Annotated in this window: 19 protein-coding genes; 9 read left to right on the top strand and 10 right to left on the bottom strand. The window is 65.1% G+C overall.

Annotated features, from left to right (window positions below):
* Nucleotides 1–6 precede the first annotated feature (6 nt).
* The 3 genes from GEV37_RS10040 to GEV37_RS10030 all read left to right on the top strand — a co-directional run bounded on the left by GEV37_RS10040 (nt 7) and on the right by GEV37_RS10030 (nt 3,696).
* Nucleotides 7–1,161, top strand: coding sequence for a M20 aminoacylase family protein (locus tag GEV37_RS10040; RefSeq protein ID WP_227390098.1), 1,155 nt, complete (start codon nt 7–9; stop codon nt 1,159–1,161).
* Between the two features lie 62 nt (nt 1,162–1,223).
* Nucleotides 1,224–2,129 carry an NAD(P)-dependent oxidoreductase gene (locus tag GEV37_RS10035; RefSeq protein WP_338035124.1) on the top strand — a complete coding sequence of 302 codons (906 nt, stop codon included), beginning with the start codon at nt 1,224–1,226 and terminating at the stop codon, nt 2,127–2,129.
* Between the two features lie 13 nt (nt 2,130–2,142).
* On the top strand, nt 2,143–3,696 hold the full coding sequence (locus tag GEV37_RS10030; RefSeq protein WP_227390096.1) for an aldehyde dehydrogenase family protein: 1,554 nt from the start codon (nt 2,143–2,145) through the stop codon (nt 3,694–3,696).
* Here the strand turns inward: GEV37_RS10030 and GEV37_RS10025 are convergent.
* Genes GEV37_RS10025 through GEV37_RS10010 form a run of 4 tightly spaced genes read right to left on the bottom strand, consistent with a single transcriptional unit; the run spans nt 3,675 to nt 6,574 of the window.
* A complete protein-coding gene (locus tag GEV37_RS10025; RefSeq protein WP_227390095.1) occupies nt 3,675–4,613 on the bottom strand; it encodes a LysR family transcriptional regulator in 939 nt (312 codons plus the stop codon). The genes GEV37_RS10030 and GEV37_RS10025 overlap by 22 nt on opposite strands.
* Nucleotides 4,614–4,661: 48 nt before the next feature.
* Nucleotides 4,662–5,018, bottom strand: a complete 357-nt coding sequence (locus GEV37_RS10020; RefSeq protein WP_227390094.1) for a hypothetical protein — start codon at nt 5,016–5,018, stop codon at nt 4,662–4,664.
* Entirely contained in the window at nt 5,018–5,377 is a 360-nt protein-coding gene (locus tag GEV37_RS10015) for an HU family DNA-binding protein (RefSeq protein WP_338035123.1), read from the bottom strand. The genes GEV37_RS10020 and GEV37_RS10015 overlap by 1 nt, the downstream gene beginning before the upstream one ends.
* Nucleotides 5,378–5,383: 6 nt before the next feature.
* Nucleotides 5,384–6,574, bottom strand: a complete 1,191-nt coding sequence (locus GEV37_RS10010) for an FAD-dependent oxidoreductase (protein ID WP_227390092.1) — start codon at nt 6,572–6,574, stop codon at nt 5,384–5,386.
* 93 nt (nt 6,575–6,667) lie between these two features.
* Here GEV37_RS10010 and GEV37_RS10005 point away from each other — a divergent pair, with 93 nt between their 5' ends.
* From GEV37_RS10005 to GEV37_RS09985, 5 genes are all read left to right on the top strand, one after another.
* Nucleotides 6,668–7,231 (top strand): chorismate--pyruvate lyase family protein, encoded by a 564-nt coding sequence (locus GEV37_RS10005; protein ID WP_227390091.1) that lies wholly within the window; start codon nt 6,668–6,670, stop codon nt 7,229–7,231.
* Nucleotides 7,232–7,264: 33 nt separating this feature from the next.
* Nucleotides 7,265–8,155 (top strand): 4-hydroxybenzoate octaprenyltransferase, encoded by an 891-nt coding sequence (ubiA, locus tag GEV37_RS10000; protein ID WP_227390090.1) that lies wholly within the window; start codon nt 7,265–7,267, stop codon nt 8,153–8,155.
* Between the two features lie 92 nt (nt 8,156–8,247).
* Nucleotides 8,248–8,937: a phosphate regulon transcriptional regulator PhoB gene (gene phoB / locus GEV37_RS09995; protein ID WP_227390089.1), complete on the top strand. Its 690-nt coding sequence runs from the start codon at nt 8,248–8,250 to the stop codon at nt 8,935–8,937.
* A gap of 3 nt (nt 8,938–8,940) precedes the next feature.
* Nucleotides 8,941–10,245, top strand: a complete 1,305-nt coding sequence (gene phoR / locus GEV37_RS09990; protein WP_227390088.1) for a phosphate regulon sensor histidine kinase PhoR — start codon at nt 8,941–8,943, stop codon at nt 10,243–10,245.
* A gap of 289 nt (nt 10,246–10,534) precedes the next feature.
* Nucleotides 10,535–10,864 (top strand): hypothetical protein, encoded by a 330-nt coding sequence (locus GEV37_RS09985; protein ID WP_227390141.1) that lies wholly within the window; start codon nt 10,535–10,537, stop codon nt 10,862–10,864.
* A gap of 244 nt (nt 10,865–11,108) precedes the next feature.
* On the opposite strand, the gene cysZ is transcribed toward GEV37_RS09985, so the two are convergent.
* The 6 genes from cysZ to GEV37_RS09955 form a co-directional block, all read right to left on the bottom strand.
* Nucleotides 11,109–11,858: a sulfate transporter CysZ gene (gene cysZ, locus GEV37_RS09980; protein ID WP_227390087.1), complete on the bottom strand. Its 750-nt coding sequence runs from the start codon at nt 11,856–11,858 to the stop codon at nt 11,109–11,111.
* Between the two features lie 67 nt (nt 11,859–11,925).
* Nucleotides 11,926–12,651, bottom strand: a complete 726-nt coding sequence (gene phoU, locus GEV37_RS09975) for a phosphate signaling complex protein PhoU (protein WP_227390086.1) — start codon at nt 12,649–12,651, stop codon at nt 11,926–11,928.
* Between the two features lie 31 nt (nt 12,652–12,682).
* Nucleotides 12,683–13,489: a phosphate ABC transporter ATP-binding protein PstB gene (pstB, locus tag GEV37_RS09970; RefSeq protein ID WP_227390085.1), complete on the bottom strand. Its 807-nt coding sequence runs from the start codon at nt 13,487–13,489 to the stop codon at nt 12,683–12,685.
* Nucleotides 13,474–14,886 carry a phosphate ABC transporter permease PstA gene (gene pstA / locus GEV37_RS09965; protein WP_227390084.1) on the bottom strand — a complete coding sequence of 471 codons (1,413 nt, stop codon included), beginning with the start codon at nt 14,884–14,886 and terminating at the stop codon, nt 13,474–13,476. Before pstA ends, pstB begins: the two co-directional genes overlap by 16 nt.
* Nucleotides 14,883–15,995, bottom strand: coding sequence for an ABC transporter permease subunit (locus GEV37_RS09960; protein ID WP_227390083.1), 1,113 nt, complete (start codon nt 15,993–15,995; stop codon nt 14,883–14,885). Before GEV37_RS09960 ends, pstA begins: the two co-directional genes overlap by 4 nt.
* A gap of 80 nt (nt 15,996–16,075) precedes the next feature.
* Entirely contained in the window at nt 16,076–17,008 is a 933-nt protein-coding gene (locus tag GEV37_RS09955) for a PstS family phosphate ABC transporter substrate-binding protein (protein WP_386111301.1), read from the bottom strand.
* Between the two features lie 101 nt (nt 17,009–17,109).
* Between GEV37_RS09955 and GEV37_RS09950 the strand changes: the two genes are divergently transcribed.
* The gene (locus tag GEV37_RS09950) at nt 17,110–17,526 is read left to right on the top strand and encodes an acyl-CoA thioesterase (protein WP_227390082.1); all 417 of its coding nucleotides are present in this window, start codon (nt 17,110–17,112) and stop codon (nt 17,524–17,526) included.
* Nucleotides 17,527–17,532: the final 6 nt, after the last annotated feature.

The following is a 17,532-nucleotide window of genomic DNA, read 5'->3' as shown; positions in this document are numbered from 1 at the left end:
ACACACATGAATTCACCCTTCAAACTCCCCGAAGACTCGTGGCTCAAGGCGTGGCGTCAGGATTTTCATCAGCATCCCGAAACGGCCTTCGAGGAGCACCGAACCTCCGCGCGCATCGTCTCGCTGCTGGAGGAGTGGGGGTACGAGACCACGCGCATGGCAGGCACCGGCGTGGTCGCGTATCTCGACGGAGCGCTCGGCGAGGGTAAAACGATCGGCCTGCGGGCGGATATCGACGCCTTGGACGTAAGCGAGCAGACCCGGCTCGACTATGCCTCGTCTACGCCGGGCAAGATGCACGCTTGCGGCCACGATGGCCATACCACCATGCTGCTGGGTGCCGCCTGGACCCTCAAGCAGCAGCCGGACTTCACGGGGCGGGTGGTGTTCATCTTCCAACCTGCGGAAGAAAACGAAGGCGGCGGCCGTGTCATGGTGGAGGAGGGCCTGTTCGAGCGCTTCCCCATGGACGCGGTGTACGGCCTGCACAACTGGCCGGGGCTCCCGGTCGGCGAGGCGGCGGTGCACGACACCGCCGTGATGGCGGCATTCGACATCTTCACCCTGACCCTGACCGGCAAGGGGTGCCATGCAGCGATGCCGCACCTGGGAACCGATGCGGTGCTGGCGAGCTGCCAGCTTGTGAGCCAGCTTCAGGGGCTCGTCAGTCGGGAAACGCCGCCGGACAAGTCGGCGGTGCTGAGCGTGACCAGCATCCACGGCGGGGATACCTTCAACGTGATTCCGGAGCAAGTGGAGCTGCGCGGTACCCTGCGCTGCTTCGACATGGCGCTTAAGGCGCATCTCGAGGCGCGCTTCAAGCAGGCGATCGACGCGCTGGCGGAGTTTCATGGTTTGACCGTGGCGCTGGATTACCGGCGCTGCTATCCCGCCACGATCAACACGCCGGCGCACGCCCAGCGCTGCGCCGCCACGCTCGAGGATCTTCTGGGCGCGGAGCGTGTGCATCGCGATCTGGCCCCGAGCATGGCCTCGGAAGATTTCTCGTTTCTGCTTGAGCAGCGCCCCGGTGCCTACATCTGGATGGGGAACGGCATGCAATCCGCCGCGCTGCACAGCCCGCATTACGATTTTAACGACGACCTGCTGCCGTTGGGCGTTCGTTATTGGGTCACGCTCGTTCGCGGACTGCTCGACTAAACCACGTCAATCCATGCGTTCGTTTTCACGATGCCCCCTGGGTAGGGGGGCATCTACGCCGAATATCACGTATCACGCTTGAAGGAGTATCGATTATGTCACTGACCATTACCGTCATCGGCTTGGGACAGATGGGGGGCAACATGGCGCTGACGCTGAAGGCCGCAGGCTTTGCCGTGACCGGAAGCGACGTGTTCGAGCAGGCCCGGGACCGGCTCGCCTCCCAAGGGCTCGAGGTCGCCGCCCCTGAAGCGCTTCCCGAGACCGACGTGTACCTGCTGTCGCTGCCGACCTCTGCCCACGTTCGCGAGGTGCTGGAAAGCTCCCCGGGGCTGCTGGCGATCGCCCCTAAAGGCAGCGTGATCATCGATACCTCCACCAGTGACCCGAGCGTGAGTCGAATGTTGGCCCAAAAAGTCGCCGAGGCGGGACTGGCATGGCTCGACGCACCGGTCAGTGGTGGCCCCAAGGGCGCAGCGAGCGGCAAGTTGGGCATGCTTCTCGGCGGCGATGAAGTGGTCATCGAGCGGGTCCGGCCGATACTCGAGGCGATGTCCGCCAAGCGCACCCACGTAGGCGGGCCGGGCAGCGGTCACGTGGTGAAGCTGGCCAACAACTATCTGTGCGCCGCGCATCTTGTGACCACCGCCGAGGCCGTGGCCATGGCCGCCAAGGCGGGCGTCGCCCCCGAGGCTTGCCTGGCGGGGCTCAACAGCGGCTCCGGTCGCAGCGCCGTGAGCGAAGTGAACTTTCCCGAGTGGATCGTCAGCGGCCGCTTCGATTCCGGGTTCACTACGGGGTTGATGCGCAAGGACTTGCGCCTGGCGCGCGATGCGGCCCAGGCACTCGACCTGCCCTTGCCACTTCTTCAGATGGTGGTCGATCTTTGGCACGAAAACGCCGACCGCCCTCACGACCGCGACGACTTCAACCATATCGCCTCCCCCATTCTGGACAACGCCCACTAAGGAATTGCCGCGCATGAACGCACTCACTCAACGCGCCCGAGCGCAACTCGACGACCTGCTCGCCCACTTCGGGCTGGCGGGGGACGAGGTCCCTGCGAGCAACTGGGTCGACGGCCGACTGCTCGCCGGCGACGCCGAGGTCATCGAACTCATCGACCCCGTCACGGGCGAGGCGCTGCTACGTTACCGCGACGCCGGCGCTGAAATGGTCGAGCGCGCCGCCGAGGCGGCAGCCAAGGCCCAGCCGCAGTGGATGGCCCTGACCGCTAGCGAGCGTGGGCGCCGCATGAACCAGGCCATCAGCGGGCTGGCGGGCCAGGAAGAGCCGCTGGCGCGCCTCGAGAGCATCGTGGCCGGCAAGCCGATTCGCGACTGCCGCGCCGAGGTAGGCAAGGTGCGCGAGATGTTCGAATACTACGCCGGCTGGTGCGACAAGCAGCACGGCGAAGTGATCCCAGTGGCCACCTCGCACTTGAACTACGTCCGCTACGTGCCTTATGGCGTCGTCGGCCAGATCACGCCCTGGAACGCGCCCATGTTCACCTGCGCCTGGCAGCTCGCCCCCGCTCTGGCAGCGGGCAACGGGGTCGTGCTCAAGCCCTCGGAGCTCACGCCGTTCACCTCCATCGTCATCGCCAGGCTGCTGGAGCAGGCGGGGCTGCCGCGCGGTCTGATCAACATCGTCAACGGTCTCGGAACGAGCACCGGGGCCGCGCTGACCGATCATCCCCGCATTGGCAAGCTGGTGTTCGTCGGCTCGCCCCAGAGCGGGCGGCTGATCGCCGAGGCGGGGGCTCGTCGCCTGGTGCCCAGCGTGCTGGAGCTTGGGGGCAAGTCCGCCAACATCGTCTTCGCCGACGCCCGGCTCGATGACGCCGTGGCCGGAGCACAAGCGGCGATCTACGCCGCTGCCGGTCAGAGCTGCGTGGCTGGCTCACGGCTGCTGGTAGAGCGGTCGGTCTTCGAGGAGGTGACCACGCGGCTGGCGCGGGCGGCGGAGCAGATCCCGGTGGGGCTTCCGGAGGACGAGGCCACGCGCATGGGCCCGCTGCAGAACCGTCGTCAGTTCGAGCACGTGATGCGCATGATCGACGATGCGGTGGCGGCAGGCGCCCGGCTGCTGACCGGTGGCGGGCGTCCTGACGATCTTCCAGAGGAGGCGGCCGGGTATTTCATCGCGCCGACGGTACTGGTCGATGTCACCTCCGACATGGCGATCGCCCAGCAGGAGGTGTTCGGACCGGTACTGATCGCCATGGCCTTCGACGACGAGGCCGATGCCGTGCGGCTGGCCAACGAGACCCGTTTCGGCCTCGCCGGCGCGGTATGGTGCCAGGACGTGGCGCGCGCCCACCGGGTGGCGGGCCAGCTGCGCGCCGGTACCGTCTGGATCAACAGCTACAAGGCGATCAGCGTCATGTCGCCCTTCGGCGGCTTCGGCGAGAGCGGCTTCGGGCGCTCGAGCGGGCTGGATGGGCTGCGTGAGTACAGCGTGCCCCAGAGCGTCTGGGTCGAGACCGCACCTGAGGCGAGCGTAGCCTTCGGCTACGGCAGCGGCGTGGGCTGATTCGCCAGAGGGTCGCGAAAGGCGTGCATCCAGCGCTGCAGGTGACGCAGCAGCAGGATGGTGGCCTTGGACTGCTGGCGGCCCACCTTGGTGACCATGTGCGCGCAGGAGCGTTGAAAGAGCGGATCGTCGACAGGCCGGGCAATCAGCGTGCCGGCCTGGAGGTCGCTCGCGACGGCAAAGCTTGGCAGCAAGGTGATGCCCATGCTACTGCGCACGTACTGGGCCAGCACCACCATCGAGTTGGTGTTCATCGCCATGCGGGGCGATATTCTGGCCTCTCGGAAGGCCTGGTCGATCATCCGTCGAACGCTGTGCTGGGCATCCCACATGGCCAGCGGTTGGGTGCTGAGCTGCTCCAGAGTCAATGGCGTTGTTTCCTGGGCAAACGGATGATCCGGCGGCAGAATCGCCATCAAGGGCTGCGGCCTGGATACCCAGAAGCGTAGCTGCGGATGGGTATGTTCGTTGAACATCAGGCCAATATGGCTCTGGTTCTCGACGATGGCGTTGATGATGCCGGTGGTGCCTGCGGTATGAATATCCAGATGAATACCGGCGTAGCGCTCGGTGAATTCGTGCAACGGGGAGGCCACCAGGTCGCTGACGAACCCCTCGCCGACGGTCAGCGAGATAGTGCCGGTCTCGAGACGTTGATAGGCCTCGAGCGCTTCGACGAGCCCTTCGTCCAGGGCGTGGCGGCGGTCGCAGTATTCGAGCAGCATCTCGCCTTCGGGGGTAGGGCGAATGCCGTCGCGATGACGCTCCATCAGCCTCGTCCCCAATGCGGTTTCAAGCAGTGTAATCTGCCGGCTGACCGCGGAGGGGGCGATGTTCAGGCGCGCGGCCGCGCGCCGTACGGAGCCGGACTCGAGAGTGACGCGAAAGTAAGCCAAACGCTGATGAGGAATATCCATCGCTCTAGCCGTTTCCCTCGTGCTTCGAGTCCCGTTTACCTGGAGCCCCTACAGATGCTTCAACAGCTTCTGCAGTTTGGTCATGTCGCTGGAGTCGCCGACCAGGCGCACATCGCCTTCCATCATTCCGTGCAGGAAGGCCTGCCGGGTCGGTTTCTTGAGTATCTTGAGCGCGGCGTCCTGATCGCGAAAGCGCAGCTCCAGATCCAGGTCGATGGGCAGGCCTTTACCGGTGTCGATGCCTTGCGGCGTCATCCGGTAGTAGCGGGCAGTGCCGAGGTCTTCCGTGGCAATGCCCCAGTTCAAGCCGCGCATGCGCTCCAGCTGCTCCTTGAAGCGCGGCCTGCGACGCAGGGCGCGCTTGAGCATCAGCCCGAGCAGCCATAGCGTCAGGCGAAGTTTCATCAGGAAACGGCGTCCTTGAGTGCCTTGCCGGGCTTGAACGCGACGTTCTTGCTGGCCGGAATGTTCAGCGGCGCGCCGGTCTGCGGGTTCTTGCCGGTGCGAGCGGCGCGTTCACGCACGGTGAAGGTGCCGAAGCCGATCAGGGCCACGTCTTCGCCCTTGGCGACACTGTTGGTGATCTCGTCGAGAATGACGTTGAGAACCTGGCCAGCCTTGTCCTTGGAAAGGTCGGCGCTCTCAGCAATCGCGGCGGCGAGTTCAGGTTTGCGCATGGTGAAATCTCCCTGATGAAAAAAAGCATAACGCTTGAGTGTTGTTGGACCCTGGGGGTCGGAACGTTCTGGCCTTGCCGTGAACAGCGAGCATCAGCCTAGCAGCGCAGGCACTGCTCTGGAAAGCTCCACTTTCCGTCTGACGCACGCGCCTGTCAACGCAAAGCCGACCAAACGACCATCTTTATCTTCGCCAAGGGCACACAGCGCATCGCCTTCGCCCTCGAGGCGCCACTGCGTAACCGGCGCGACCGGCGGGTAGGCCACCACCGGCAGCAGTGGCGTTTTCACCACCACCGGCCAGGCGCCGAGGCTGACCGGCGTCGGCTGGTCGCCGAGCGTGGCGGCCAGCGCCTTGATGCTGGCCTGAAGCGGCTGGACGTACATGGCGTTGACGCCGTCGATGCAGGCGACATCGCCCAGGGCGTAGATATGCGGGTGCGAAGTGCGCAGGGTGCGATCCACGTGGATGCCGCTGTCGTTGGCCGAAAGCCCCGCTGCCTGGGCGAGCTCAAAGCGCGGGGCGAGGCCGGTGGCCAGCAGGACCACGTCCACCGTGCGCGATTCGCCGTCGTCGAGCGTCAGGGCGAGGGCGTCGTGGTCGTCGCGCTGAATGGCGTCCACCCGGCGGCCCAGGGCCAGGGTGATGCCGCCGGTCGCGAAGGCGCTGCCCAGCGCCTCGCCCAGGGGCGCGGGCAGAAGGCGCGGCAGCGGCGTCGACTCGGGGGCGATCAGCGTGACGGCGTGGCCACCGGCGCGCAAATCGTCGGCAAACTCGCAGCCTACCAGGCCCGCGCCGATTACCGCGACGCGCGTCGAGGCCTTGGCCAGCGCAGCGCGAAAGCGGCGGTAGTCGTCGAGATCGTTGACGCTGAAAAAGCGCTCGGCAAGCGGTTCCGGGATGCTCATCGCGCGGCGTGGCGCGGCGCCGGTGGCCAGCACGAGGTCCTTGAAGTACAGGGTGCTTCCATCGTCGAGGTCGATGCGCTGTTGCTCGGCGTCCAGCGCGACGACCCGGGTGTTCGCCAGTACGGTGGCATCGAGCTCCTCGGCCAGTGCCGTAGCGTCTTGTCTGACCAGCGCCTCGGGGGCGAGGCGCTTGGCGAAGCCGGTGGAGAGCAAAGGCTTGGTGTAGTCGTCTGCGCTGTCCGCGCTCACCAGGGTGATCGAGCGGGTATCGCCCTGGCGGCGAAGCGCGCGGGCCAGACCGATGCCGGCCATGCCGGTGCCGACGATGATCATGTCCACCGTGATTGCGCGGCGGTCGTCAGAGGAGGGGGCCATACCATCACCCGGGTAGTTGTCTGCGTTTCGAGAAAAGCGAATCCGGCCGCCATGTTACACTAGCCGACAAGACTTCACCGCCTTGGAGATCGTGTGACGCCCTCTACCTTGCAGGCTCGTTCCTTCCTTCGCTGGCAGCCGGTGGCCGCGCTGCGCCCGGCCATGACGGCCCCCTGGTGGCAGTGGGTCGCTTCGCTGGATTCGCTCACCGCGCGGCTGGTGGCAGCGGGCGGCTCGCGCCCGTTCCGGGTACGCCTGCTGCAGCAGGGCGTGGGGGTGCCTCGGCGCGACGAGGCGCGAGCACTGGGGCTTGCACCGCGCCGGCTCGCCTGGCTGCGCGAGGTGGCGCTGTGCGTGGACGAACGGCCTTGGGTCGTGGCGCGCTCGGTGGCGGCGCTTACCGATCTTCAGGGCCAGCACCTGGAGCGGCTGGGCGAGCGTTCGCTGGGCAGCTGGCTGTTTCGCCAGCCGGATCTGGTGCGCGGGCCGATGTTCGCCACCGCCCAGACGCCGGCCTTCGTCTCTCGGCTATGCGCGCCGGATGCCACGGGCTTGTGGGCGCGACGCTCGGTTCTGTCCCACGGCGGGCTTTCGCTGCTGGTGCAGGAGGGGTTTTTATCCACCATGGCGGATGATCTCGGCCTGGCGACACGCTAGGCTTGAACCGCGTTTTGTCTTGACGAGGTAAGCATGGACCGTTCTCTGCTGCGCCCGACCGGGTGGTCCCGGGCGGCTGACTTCATCACCCTGATGCGCCTGGATCGGCCCATCGGCACCTGGCTTCTGATGTGGCCGACCCTCTGGGCGCTGTGGGTCGCCGCCGAGGGGCTGCCGGGACGCGGGCTGCTCTTGATCTTCGTCGCCGGGGTCTACGCCATGCGCGCGGCGGGCTGCGTGGTCAACGACTACGCCGATCGCCACTTCGACGGCCACGTCAAGCGCACCAAACACCGGCCACTGGCGACCGGGCGAATCAGCGAGGCCGAGGCCAAGGCGCTATTCATCGTGCTGGTGGCGGTGTCGTTCATCCTGGTGCTGTTGACCAATGCCTTCACCGTGATGCTGTCGGTGGGCGGGCTTTTGCTTGCCGCCGCTTACCCGTTCATGAAGCGCTACACCCACTTCCCCCAGGTGGTGCTGGGGGCGGCGTTCTCCTGGGCGATTCCCATGGCTTTCGGTGCCACGCTCGGCCATGTACCGCTGGAGGCGTGGGTGCTGTTTCTGGCCAACGTGCTGTGGACCGTGGCTTACGACACCCAGTACGCCATGGTCGACCGCGACGATGACCTGAAGATCGGCATCAAGTCCACCGCCGTATTGTTCGGCGATGCCGACCGGCTCATCATCGGGCTGTTGCAGCTGGCCACGCTCGCGCTTCTGGCCTGGGTAGGCTTTCGCGTGGGCCTGGGCGGCTTCTTCTGGCTGGGTCTTGCGGCGATGGCCGCTACCTTCGTGCATCAGCAGCGCTTGATCGTTCACCGCGAGCGTGATGCCTGTTTCCAGGCGTTTCTGAACAACCACTGGTCGGGGCTTGTGCTCTTTGCCGGACTCGCCTTGAGCTATTGGCCGGTGGCGAGCTAATGTAACGTTTGTCATAAAAATGTCACCCGGCCATGGTGTGATTGTCACCGCTATGTCATCGACCCCCTTTGCCGGAACCCCGAGGCCCGCCCATGACCGCCAAGACCGTTTTGATCGTCGACGATGAGGCGCCGATTCGCGAGATGATCGCCGTGGCGCTGGAAATGGCGGACTACCGCGTGCTGGAAGCGGACAACGCCCAGGATGCCCACGCCCTGGTGGTCGATCACCAACCGGATCTTCTGCTGCTCGACTGGATGATGCCCGGCACCAGCGGCATCGAGCTTGCCCGTCGCCTCAAGCGTGAAGAGGCGACCGCAGAGTTGCCCATCATCATGCTCACCGCCAAGGGTGAGGAGGACAACAAGATCCAGGGGCTCGAAGCCGGTGCCGACGACTACATCACCAAGCCCTTCTCGCCGCGCGAGCTGGTGGCGCGGCTGAAGGCCGTGCTGCGCCGCACCACGCCGCGCGGCATGGAAGACCCGGTCGAGATCAACGGCCTTTTGCTCGACCCGGTGAGCCACCGGGTGAGCGCGCATGGCAAGGCCCTCGAGATGGGCCCGACCGAGTATCGTCTTCTGCAGTTCTTCATGACCCACCAGGAGCGCGCCTACACGCGCAGCCAACTGCTGGACCAGGTGTGGGGTGGCAACGTCTACGTGGAGGAGCGCACCGTCGACGTGCATATCCGTCGGCTGCGCAAGGCGCTCGGCGAGGCGCACCAGAACCTGATCCAGACGGTACGCGGCACGGGGTATCGCTTCTCCGCCCGGGTGTAACGCATGCACCTGTGGAGCCGGGAGCTTTGGCGCATCGCGTGGCTGGGCACGCTCGGCGTCGTGCTGGGCTGGCTCTTCGGCGCCCCGGGCTTCGGGCTCGCCCTCGGTTTGGCGGCGTGCCTTTTCCACCACCTGCGCCAGCTGCGCGCGCTCTACCAGTGGCTCACTCTCGAGCCCAGCGAAGAGCCGCCCGCCGCCAAGGGGCTGTGGGGCGATCTGCTCGATCGCCTGTATCGCTACCAGAAAAGCCAGCGCATCACCCAAGGGCGCCTGCGGGCCATGCTTGCACGCATTCAGGAGTCTTCCGAGGCGATGCGCGACAGCGTGGTGATGCTCGACCGCCACGGTGATCTCGAGTGGTGGAACAGCGCCGCCACCGAGATGCTCGGACTGAAGACCGCTCATGATCGGGGCCAGCACATCACCAACCTGCTGCGCGACCCGGGGTTCGTGCGCTACTTCGCCTCACGCGAGTACAGGGAGCCCTTGACGTTGACCTCGCCCATCGACGAGCGGCGCATTCTCCAGTACCAGATCACCCTCTACGGCGATGACGAACGCCTGCTCATGGCGCGCGACATCACTCGCCTGCATCGCCTCGAGCAGATGCGCCAGGACTTCGTCGCCAACGTCTCCCACGAGCTACGCACGCCCTTGACGGTGCTGTCGGGGTATCTCGAAACCTACGGCGACCTGAGCGATCAGCTGCCGCCGCGCCTCGGGCGAGGCATCCTGCAGATGCAGTCGCAGACCCGTCGGATGGAGAACCTGGTCAACGATCTGCTGCTGCTTTCTCGGTTGGAGATCGACCAGGGCGGGAAGGACCATCAATCATTGTCATTGGCGCCGCTTCTCGACAGCATCTGCCAGGACGCCCGCGCGCTCTCCGCCCAGCAGCACAAGACGCCCCAGCGCATCGAACTCGACCTCGAAGGCGATCTTCGCCTGATGGGCAGCGAGCAGGAGCTGCGCAGCGCCATTTCCAATCTAGTCTTCAATGCCGTGCGCTATGCGCCCGCCGGCAGTCACATCATCTTGCGGTGCGGCGTGCTGCCGACCGGCGAGGGGTATGTCGAAGTCCAGGATAACGGTCATGGCATTGACCCTATTCACATTCCCCGCCTTACCGAGCGCTTCTATCGCGTGGACAAGGGCCGCAGTACCGCCACCGGTGGAACCGGACTCGGACTTGCCATCGTCAAGCACGTTCTACTGCGTCACGACGCTCGACTCGTGATCGATTCCCTCCCGGAGCAGGGAGCGCGCTTTCGCTGCGTCTTTCCTGCAACTCGTCTGCATCCGACCTGACATCTTGTTAGCATTACGGTGTGTCGAGTTGACAAGGTAGGCGGGTTAATCTGTGCGCATGTGTCATTTTTAGCCACTTGATACCGCCAATCTGACTCAGTCAGATACTTGCTGTACAACTTGTGTATTAATTTAAGCACTTGATTTTATGAAAATATCTATTTTTTTATAAATATTGGCATGAGCGCTGCAAAGGTTTTAACAAGAAAGAAACCGCAGGAAGTGGTATGCCGCAAGGCAATCTTTCTTGAATGAGCGGTAACCACAGCGATCTAGGAGGTGGAATATGATGTCCAAGGAATTACTCAAGAAAGCTGGCATTTTAGGCGTTTCATTTGGTCTGCTGGCAAGCCCTCTTGCCTTTGCCAACACGACCGATCATCCGTCTATCGATGAGAACCAGGACAGCATGGTCGAACAGGACGGTACACAGGACCAAGGCGTCAACATGAACACCAATGACAGTGCGAACTATACTCAGGAAGAGTTGACCACTGATCATCACACCCAAGGCCCGAACTCCGAAACCATCGGTGAGCCGGATTCCATGGGTACTACTGCAGGATCGGGTTCCGAGACTTCACCGGAAGAAGTCGTCGAGAAAAATTCCGATTCGTAATTAACGTTTAGTTGCAATTTTGCAACAAAGTATTACGCTTATGGAATGAGCATTATAAGGGACAAGGATGTCCTACTGCATGGATGCTCAGCGATTCAAGGATTGGATCTAGCGACGATCAAGAACGTGAGTCAGGGTAAATTCCAAGGTTGGAGTCCCGCAAAAGGATAGGAAGCTTTCGTTACGTATCGCACGCACCGAGCAAGATGAAGACCCCGCACAAGCGGGGTCTAGTTTTTTGTACCTATCGGTTTTCTTGAACCGCGGGCGCGGGCAGGCGCTTCAGGTCTCGGTAGTGTGCTTCCCACATCAGTACTGCCCCTGCCACTGCTCCTGGCAGAAGGAAGAGATTAGCCAGTGGTATCCAGGTGATCAGCGTGACCAGCCCTCCGTAGCTCAGGCTCGGCCACCAGCGATTGGCCAGCCGCCAGCGCATCTCCTTGAAGCTCACCTTGTTGTTGTCCATGGGGTAGTCCAGGTAGGTGATGGCCATCACCCAGGCGGAAAACAGCGCCCACAGGAAGGGAGCGAACAGGTTGAGCCCCGGTATCCAGCTCATTACCAGCAGCAGCGCCGCGCGCGGCAGGATGTAGCGAAGTTTGACCAGCTCGCGGCCCACGGCATCGACGGCGGTCTTGGCTAGGCCCCGGTCGTCGAGCGGCTCGACGCCGGTGGCGCTGCGCTCGACGCGGGCAGCGAGAAACCCGTAGAACGGCGCGGCGATCAGGTGGGTCACCAGGGTGAAGGTGAAAAAGATCGCCACCAGCAGACTCATGACGAACAGCGGCCAGATCAACCATGACAGCCAGTCGAGCCAACTCGGGATGCTCGCCATGGCGTGATCGACCCAGCCGGAAAAGCGCCGGGCGGTGAACGTGATCAGACCGGCATAGACGCCGAGGTTGATCAGGATGGGCACAAAGATATAGCGCTTGAGCCCTTTGCGATACACCAGGCGAATGCCTCGACTCAGGGCGGAAACTGCAGTCAGCATCGGTACTCCTCGAAAAGACGCCCAGGCGATATGCCTGGGCGTATTGCAAGGGGCCCGCCTTCCAAGGTCAAGGCTTTTTCTGTACCTGCTCGCTGATGCGCTCCGGCGCGCTGTGGCGAATGTCCAGCCCCTTGACCAGGTAGACCACGTACTCCGCCAGATTGTTGGCGTGATCGCCGACACGCTCGAGAGCGCGCAGTATCCACATGATGCTCAGCACCGAGGTGATCGAGCGCGAGTCCTCCATCATGAAGGTCATCAGCGAGCGCATGGCGCTGCCGTACTCGTCGTCGACGGATTCGTCCTCGCGCACCACCTGCATGGCAAGCTCGGTATCGAAGCGGGCGAAGGCGGTCAGCGCATCGCGCAGCATCTTGCGCACGTGCTCGCTGATATGGCGCACCTCCACCAGTCCGCGCACCGTGCCGCTGCTGTCGGAGAGCGACAGCGCGTTGCGGGCGATCTTGCTGGCCTCGTCACCGATACGCTCGAGATCCGAGGTAGCGCGGATCACCGCCAGCACCAGTCGCAAGTCCGAGGCGGCGGGCTGGCGCCTGGCCAGCACTCGGGTACACTCCTCGTCGATCTGCAGCTGCAGGTCGTTGACCTGGCGGTCGTTGTCACGCACCTGCTCGGCCAGGCGGCTGTCGTTTTCGAGCAGCGCATGCACGGCGTTCTGGACCTGCTTCTCCACCAGGCCGCCCATGGCCATCAGGTGGGTCTTGAGCTCCTCCAGCTCCTGGTTGAACTGGCGCGAGATATGCTGGCTGTGGGTATCGCTGGTAATGTCCATCGAACGCTCCTGCAAGGCGTCGGGGGCGGGGCTAGATGACCCGGCCGGTGATGTAGTTTTCGGTACGCTGTCGTTTGGGGTTGGTGAAGACCTGGTCGGTCGGGCCGTACTCGACGAGCTCGCCTTGCTGAAGAAAGGCGGTGTAGTCGGAAACCCGCGCGGCCTGCTGCATGTTGTGGGTGACGAGCACCAGGGTCAGTTCGTTCTTCAGGTTGCGGATCAGCTCCTCGATCTTGAGCGTGGAGATCGGGTCCAGGGCCGAGGCCGGCTCGTCGAGCAGCAGCACGTCGGGCTTGACCGCCAGCGTACGGGCGATCACCAGCCGCTGTTGCTGGCCGCCCGAGAGCTGCCAGGCCGAGCGGTGCAGACGATCCTTGACCTCGTCCCAGAGCGCTGCGGATCTCAGCGCCCACTCGATGATGTCGTCGCGCTTGCGCTTGGGGAGCCGGCGCTCCAGGCGCAGCCCGAACGCCACGTTCTCATAGATCGACATCGGGAAGGGGTTGGGGCTCTGGAACACCATGCCCACCCGACGCCGCAGCTCGCTGACGTTGAGATCCCGGGCGAAGATATCGCGCCCTTCGAGCTCGATGCGCCCCTGGTGCACGGCGGACTCGTTCAGATCGTGCAGCCGGTTGAACGAGCGCAAGAGCGTCGACTTGCCGCAACCCGAAGGGCCGATGAAGGCGGTCACCCGATGACGCGGCACCTCGAGGGTCAGCGCCTTGAGCGCCGGCTTGTCGCCGTAGGCCAGGCTGAAATCGCGAACGCTCAGGCAGCGCTCTCCGGCGGGAAACGTCATCACCGGTGCCGGTTCGTCGTTCAGGAACGCGACCATGAGCCTCCTTGTTGGCGCCTTAGATGATGACGCAGAAATATGGCAGTTAGGTTAAGCACCAGCACGATCAGCACCAGCAAAAGCGCCGTGGCGTAGACCAGCGGAATCGCCGCCTCGACGTCGTCGCCGTGAAAGGCGGTATCGAACAGATGATAGCCAAGGTGCATGAACTTGCGCTCGAGATGCAGGTAGGGAAACTCCCCGTCCAGCGGCATCTGCGGCGCAAGCTTGGCCACGCCCACCAGCATCAGCGGCGCCACTTCGCCGGCGGCCCGGGCAACGGCCAGGATCACCCCGGTCAGCATGGCCGGGGTCGCCATGGGCAGCACCACCCGGGTGAGCATTTCCAGGCGTGTCGCGCCGAGCGCCAGCGCCCCTTCGCGCTGGGCATCGGGAATGCGCGCCAGTCCCTCTTCGGTAGCCACGATCACCACCGGCAGGGTCAGCAGTGCCAGCGTCAGCGAGGCCCACAGAAGCCCCCCGGTGCCGAAGGTGGGCGAGGGTAGCGCCTCATCGAAAAACCAGGTGTCGATCGAGCCGCCGATGCCGTAGACGAACACCCCCAGCCCGAACACGCCGTAGACGATCGACGGGACGCCGGCGAGGTTGCGCACGCCGATGCGCACCAGCCGCGTCAGCCGGTTCTGGTGGGCGATCTCGTTGAGATAGATCGCCGCCAGCACGCCAAAGGGCGTGACGATCACCGACATCACGATCACCATCAACAGCGTGCCGAAGATCGCCGGCCACACCCCGCCGCCGGTATTGGCCGCCCGCGGCCCTTCGCTGAGAAAACGCCACACCCCCTGGCCCCACACCCCCGCCTTCTCCAGCGTCGAGAGCGCATTGGGGGCCTGGAAAGCGGTGATCGTCGCAAGCGGCTGGACCAGGGGGGACCCTTGGGCGGTGGTCAGTACCAGTTCACCCCTTGGGCGCTGCCCGGCCGGTAGCGCCAACAGGCTCTGAAGGCGCGCGCGCGCTGGCGCGCCGGTCAGGCGCTCACCTTCCACCTCCAGGGCGGCCAGGCGGCCCGTGACGTCGCCCCAGGGGCTTCGCTCCAGACGGATCGCATCCTCGGGCTCGTTGACGGCGGCGATATCGTCGAGCGCCACCCAGCGCCAGTCGGCGCCATTGAGCTCGCGGTTGCCGGTGAAGTAGAGCCGCTCGCTCCCTGCGCCGTGCGGCAGGGGCGCCTCGCGCACGGGCTGGCCGATCACCTGCTCGCCGGAGTGCAGGGTGAGCGCTTCGAGCGGCGCCGGCCAGAAGTGGCCGAGCCCCCGGGCCACCAGCAGTGTGAGCAGCGTGATCAGCATGAACAGCGACAGCGCCACGCACCCGGCACACAGCCAGGTCCACAGCGCATCGCCGGGCCAGCGGCGGCGGTCGAGACGCTTCATCGGCCGCCTCCCGACCGGTAGCGACGCCGCAAACGCTGACGCACCGTTTCGGCCAGGGTGTTGACCAGGAAGGTAAACAGGAAAAGCACCAGCGCCGCGAGGATCAAGAGATGATAGGTCAGCCCGCCCGGCGGGGCCTCGGGCAGCTCGATAGCGATGGCCGCCGAGAACGAGCGCAGCCCCTCGAAAGGGCTCAGGCTGATCAGGGCGGCGTTGCTGCTGGCCATCAGCACGATCATGGTCTCGCCCACGGCGCGCCCGGCGCCGATCATCGCCGCCGAGAAGATGCCCGGGCCCGCCATGGGCAGCGCCACCTTCCACAACGCCTGCCAGCGGCTGGCGCCGAGCGCCTGAGCGCCTTCCATCAATGAGCGGGGAACGTCATGCAGCGCATCCTCGGCGAGCGAATAGACGCCGGGAATCACGGCGAAGCCCATGGCGAGCCCGACGATCAGCGTGTTGCGCGTGGTGTAGTCGAGGCCGAAGCGTCGATCGAGCAGCGTCACCAGGTCGTCCCCCAGCCACCGCTGTTCGATCATCGGCGCGGCCCACAGCGCCAGGACGGCCATCGCCGCCATCCACGGCAGCAGCCACAGGCCGGCGCGGCCCAGCGGCAGCCAGCCGCGAAGCCGAGCCGGGGTAGCGTGCCAGAGAAGCCCGGCCAGCACGGCGCACAGCGGTAGCCACACGACCAGTGCCAGGGCGCTCGCCAGGTGGCGCTCGACCCAGGGGGCCAACACCAGGCCGGCGACGAACCCCACCACCACGCCGGGCACCGCCTCCATCAGTTCCAGGATCGGCTTGATGCGCGCGCGCAGCCGCTCGGACATGAACAGCGCTGAATAGATCGCCCCGCCCAGCGCCAGCGGCAGCGCCACCACCAGCGCGGCGATGGCCGCCTTGAGTGTGCCCCAGGCAAGCGGCGAGAGCCTTTCCAGCGACAGCGTCTCGAACCGGGTCAGCAGCGGCAGCGTCTCCCAGAACAAAAAGACGCCGATGGCGAGAATGGCGAGCAGCACGCCGATGCCTGCGGCGGTGATCAGCCCGGTGGCGATGCGGTCTTGAAGCTGGCGCCAGGGCGTCCGGGCGGGCAGGGCGGGTCGCGTCATATCGACATCAAGAGAGGGAGCGTTGGATCACGGCGAAGGCGCATGGTATCTCCTCACGTTACGTCAGTTTCGTGTCATTTTCATGACAGCGGCTCGAGCTCGTCGGCAGGCAGCGGCACGAACCCCGCCGCGCGCACGATTCGCTGGCCCTGCTCGGACATGATCAGCTCGATGAAGGCACGCTCCGCCGGCGGCAGCGCCTCACCGGGCGCCACGTTCACGTAGAGATAGAGATAGCGCGACAGCGGGTACTCGCCGTTCTGAATCGTTTCCGGCGTGGGCATGATGGTCTCGCCGGCGGCATCGATCAGTCCGAGCGGCTGCACCATCGGCGTCAGGTGATGATAGCCAGTGTAGCCCATCGCCCGGGGTGATTCGCCGACGGCGGCGACCACGGCGGCGGAGCCGGGGTATTCGCTGATGTCGTCGCGAAAGTGCCCCCCGCAAAGCGCCCGCTGGCGAAAGAGATCATGAGTACCGGAGGCCAGATTGCGCCCGTGCAGCGCGATTCGACCGTAAGGCCAGTCGCCAGTCGGCAGAAGCTCCTCCCAGCGGCTCACGGGGGCCGGCGCGCCGCAGGCCCGGGTGGTGGAGAAGATCGCGTCGAGTGTCGAAAGCGTCAGCGCCTTCAGCGGATTATGGCGATGGACCACCACCACCAGGGCGTCGCGAGCGACGCGCAGCTCCACGGGCGCGTAACCGTAGCGGCGCTGAAACTGCTCGCGCTCCTCCGGGCTCATGGGGCGCGACATGGGCGCCAGGCGCGTGGTGCCTGCCACCAGCGCCGAGGGCGCGATCGACGAGCCGCCGGCCTGGAACTGCACGTTGATGCCGGGATGGCGAGCGGTCAGCGCCTCGCCCCAACGCAGCACCAGGCTCGCCATGGTGTCCGAGCCGGTCGCGCCCAGCGTGCCGCTGACCGGAGCGGCTGCCCAGGCGGGCGCGGCGAGCCATAAAAGCAGCCAGAGTGCCAGGTGGGCGCAGGGGCGATCGGGCCTAATGCAACGCTTCAAACGCTATTCCTCTTGTGGTTAACTGGCGCCCGCTCGACGGCGCTGGCGACGCGCCACCGCCGGGTTCGTGTACAACAACAACCCAATGAAGTGACTATCTCATGACACCGCTCGACAACGACCTGGACGACGTGCCCGCCCCGCAGGGGCAGCTCACGCTCAAATTACTGGCTTCGCGTCAGGATACCAACCTTTACGGCGACATTCCCGGCGGCTGGCTGGTGAATCGCATGGACCAGGCGGCGGAGCTGGCCGCCGGGCGCGAGGCGGGCGGGCGCACCGCGACGGTGGCGATCGAGTCGATGGACTTTCTGAGCCCGGTGCGGGTCGGGTCGGTGGTGAGCGTCTATACCCAGGTGCGTGAAATCGGTCACAGCTCGATCAAGCTCGATGTCGAGGTGTGGGTGCGCCCGCCGCTGGGGCGCCATTTCGAAGAGCGCCAGAAAGTGACCGAGGCGCGCTTCGTGGTGGTGGCCCTCGACGACAACGGGCGCATTCGCGCGGTGCACGGCGACTGATTCGCC

This window comes from Vreelandella malpeensis (assembly GCF_020622355.1).
Lineage (GTDB): Bacteria > Pseudomonadota > Gammaproteobacteria > Pseudomonadales > Halomonadaceae > Vreelandella > Vreelandella malpeensis.
This window is presented reverse-complemented; position numbering and strand designations above follow the sequence as displayed.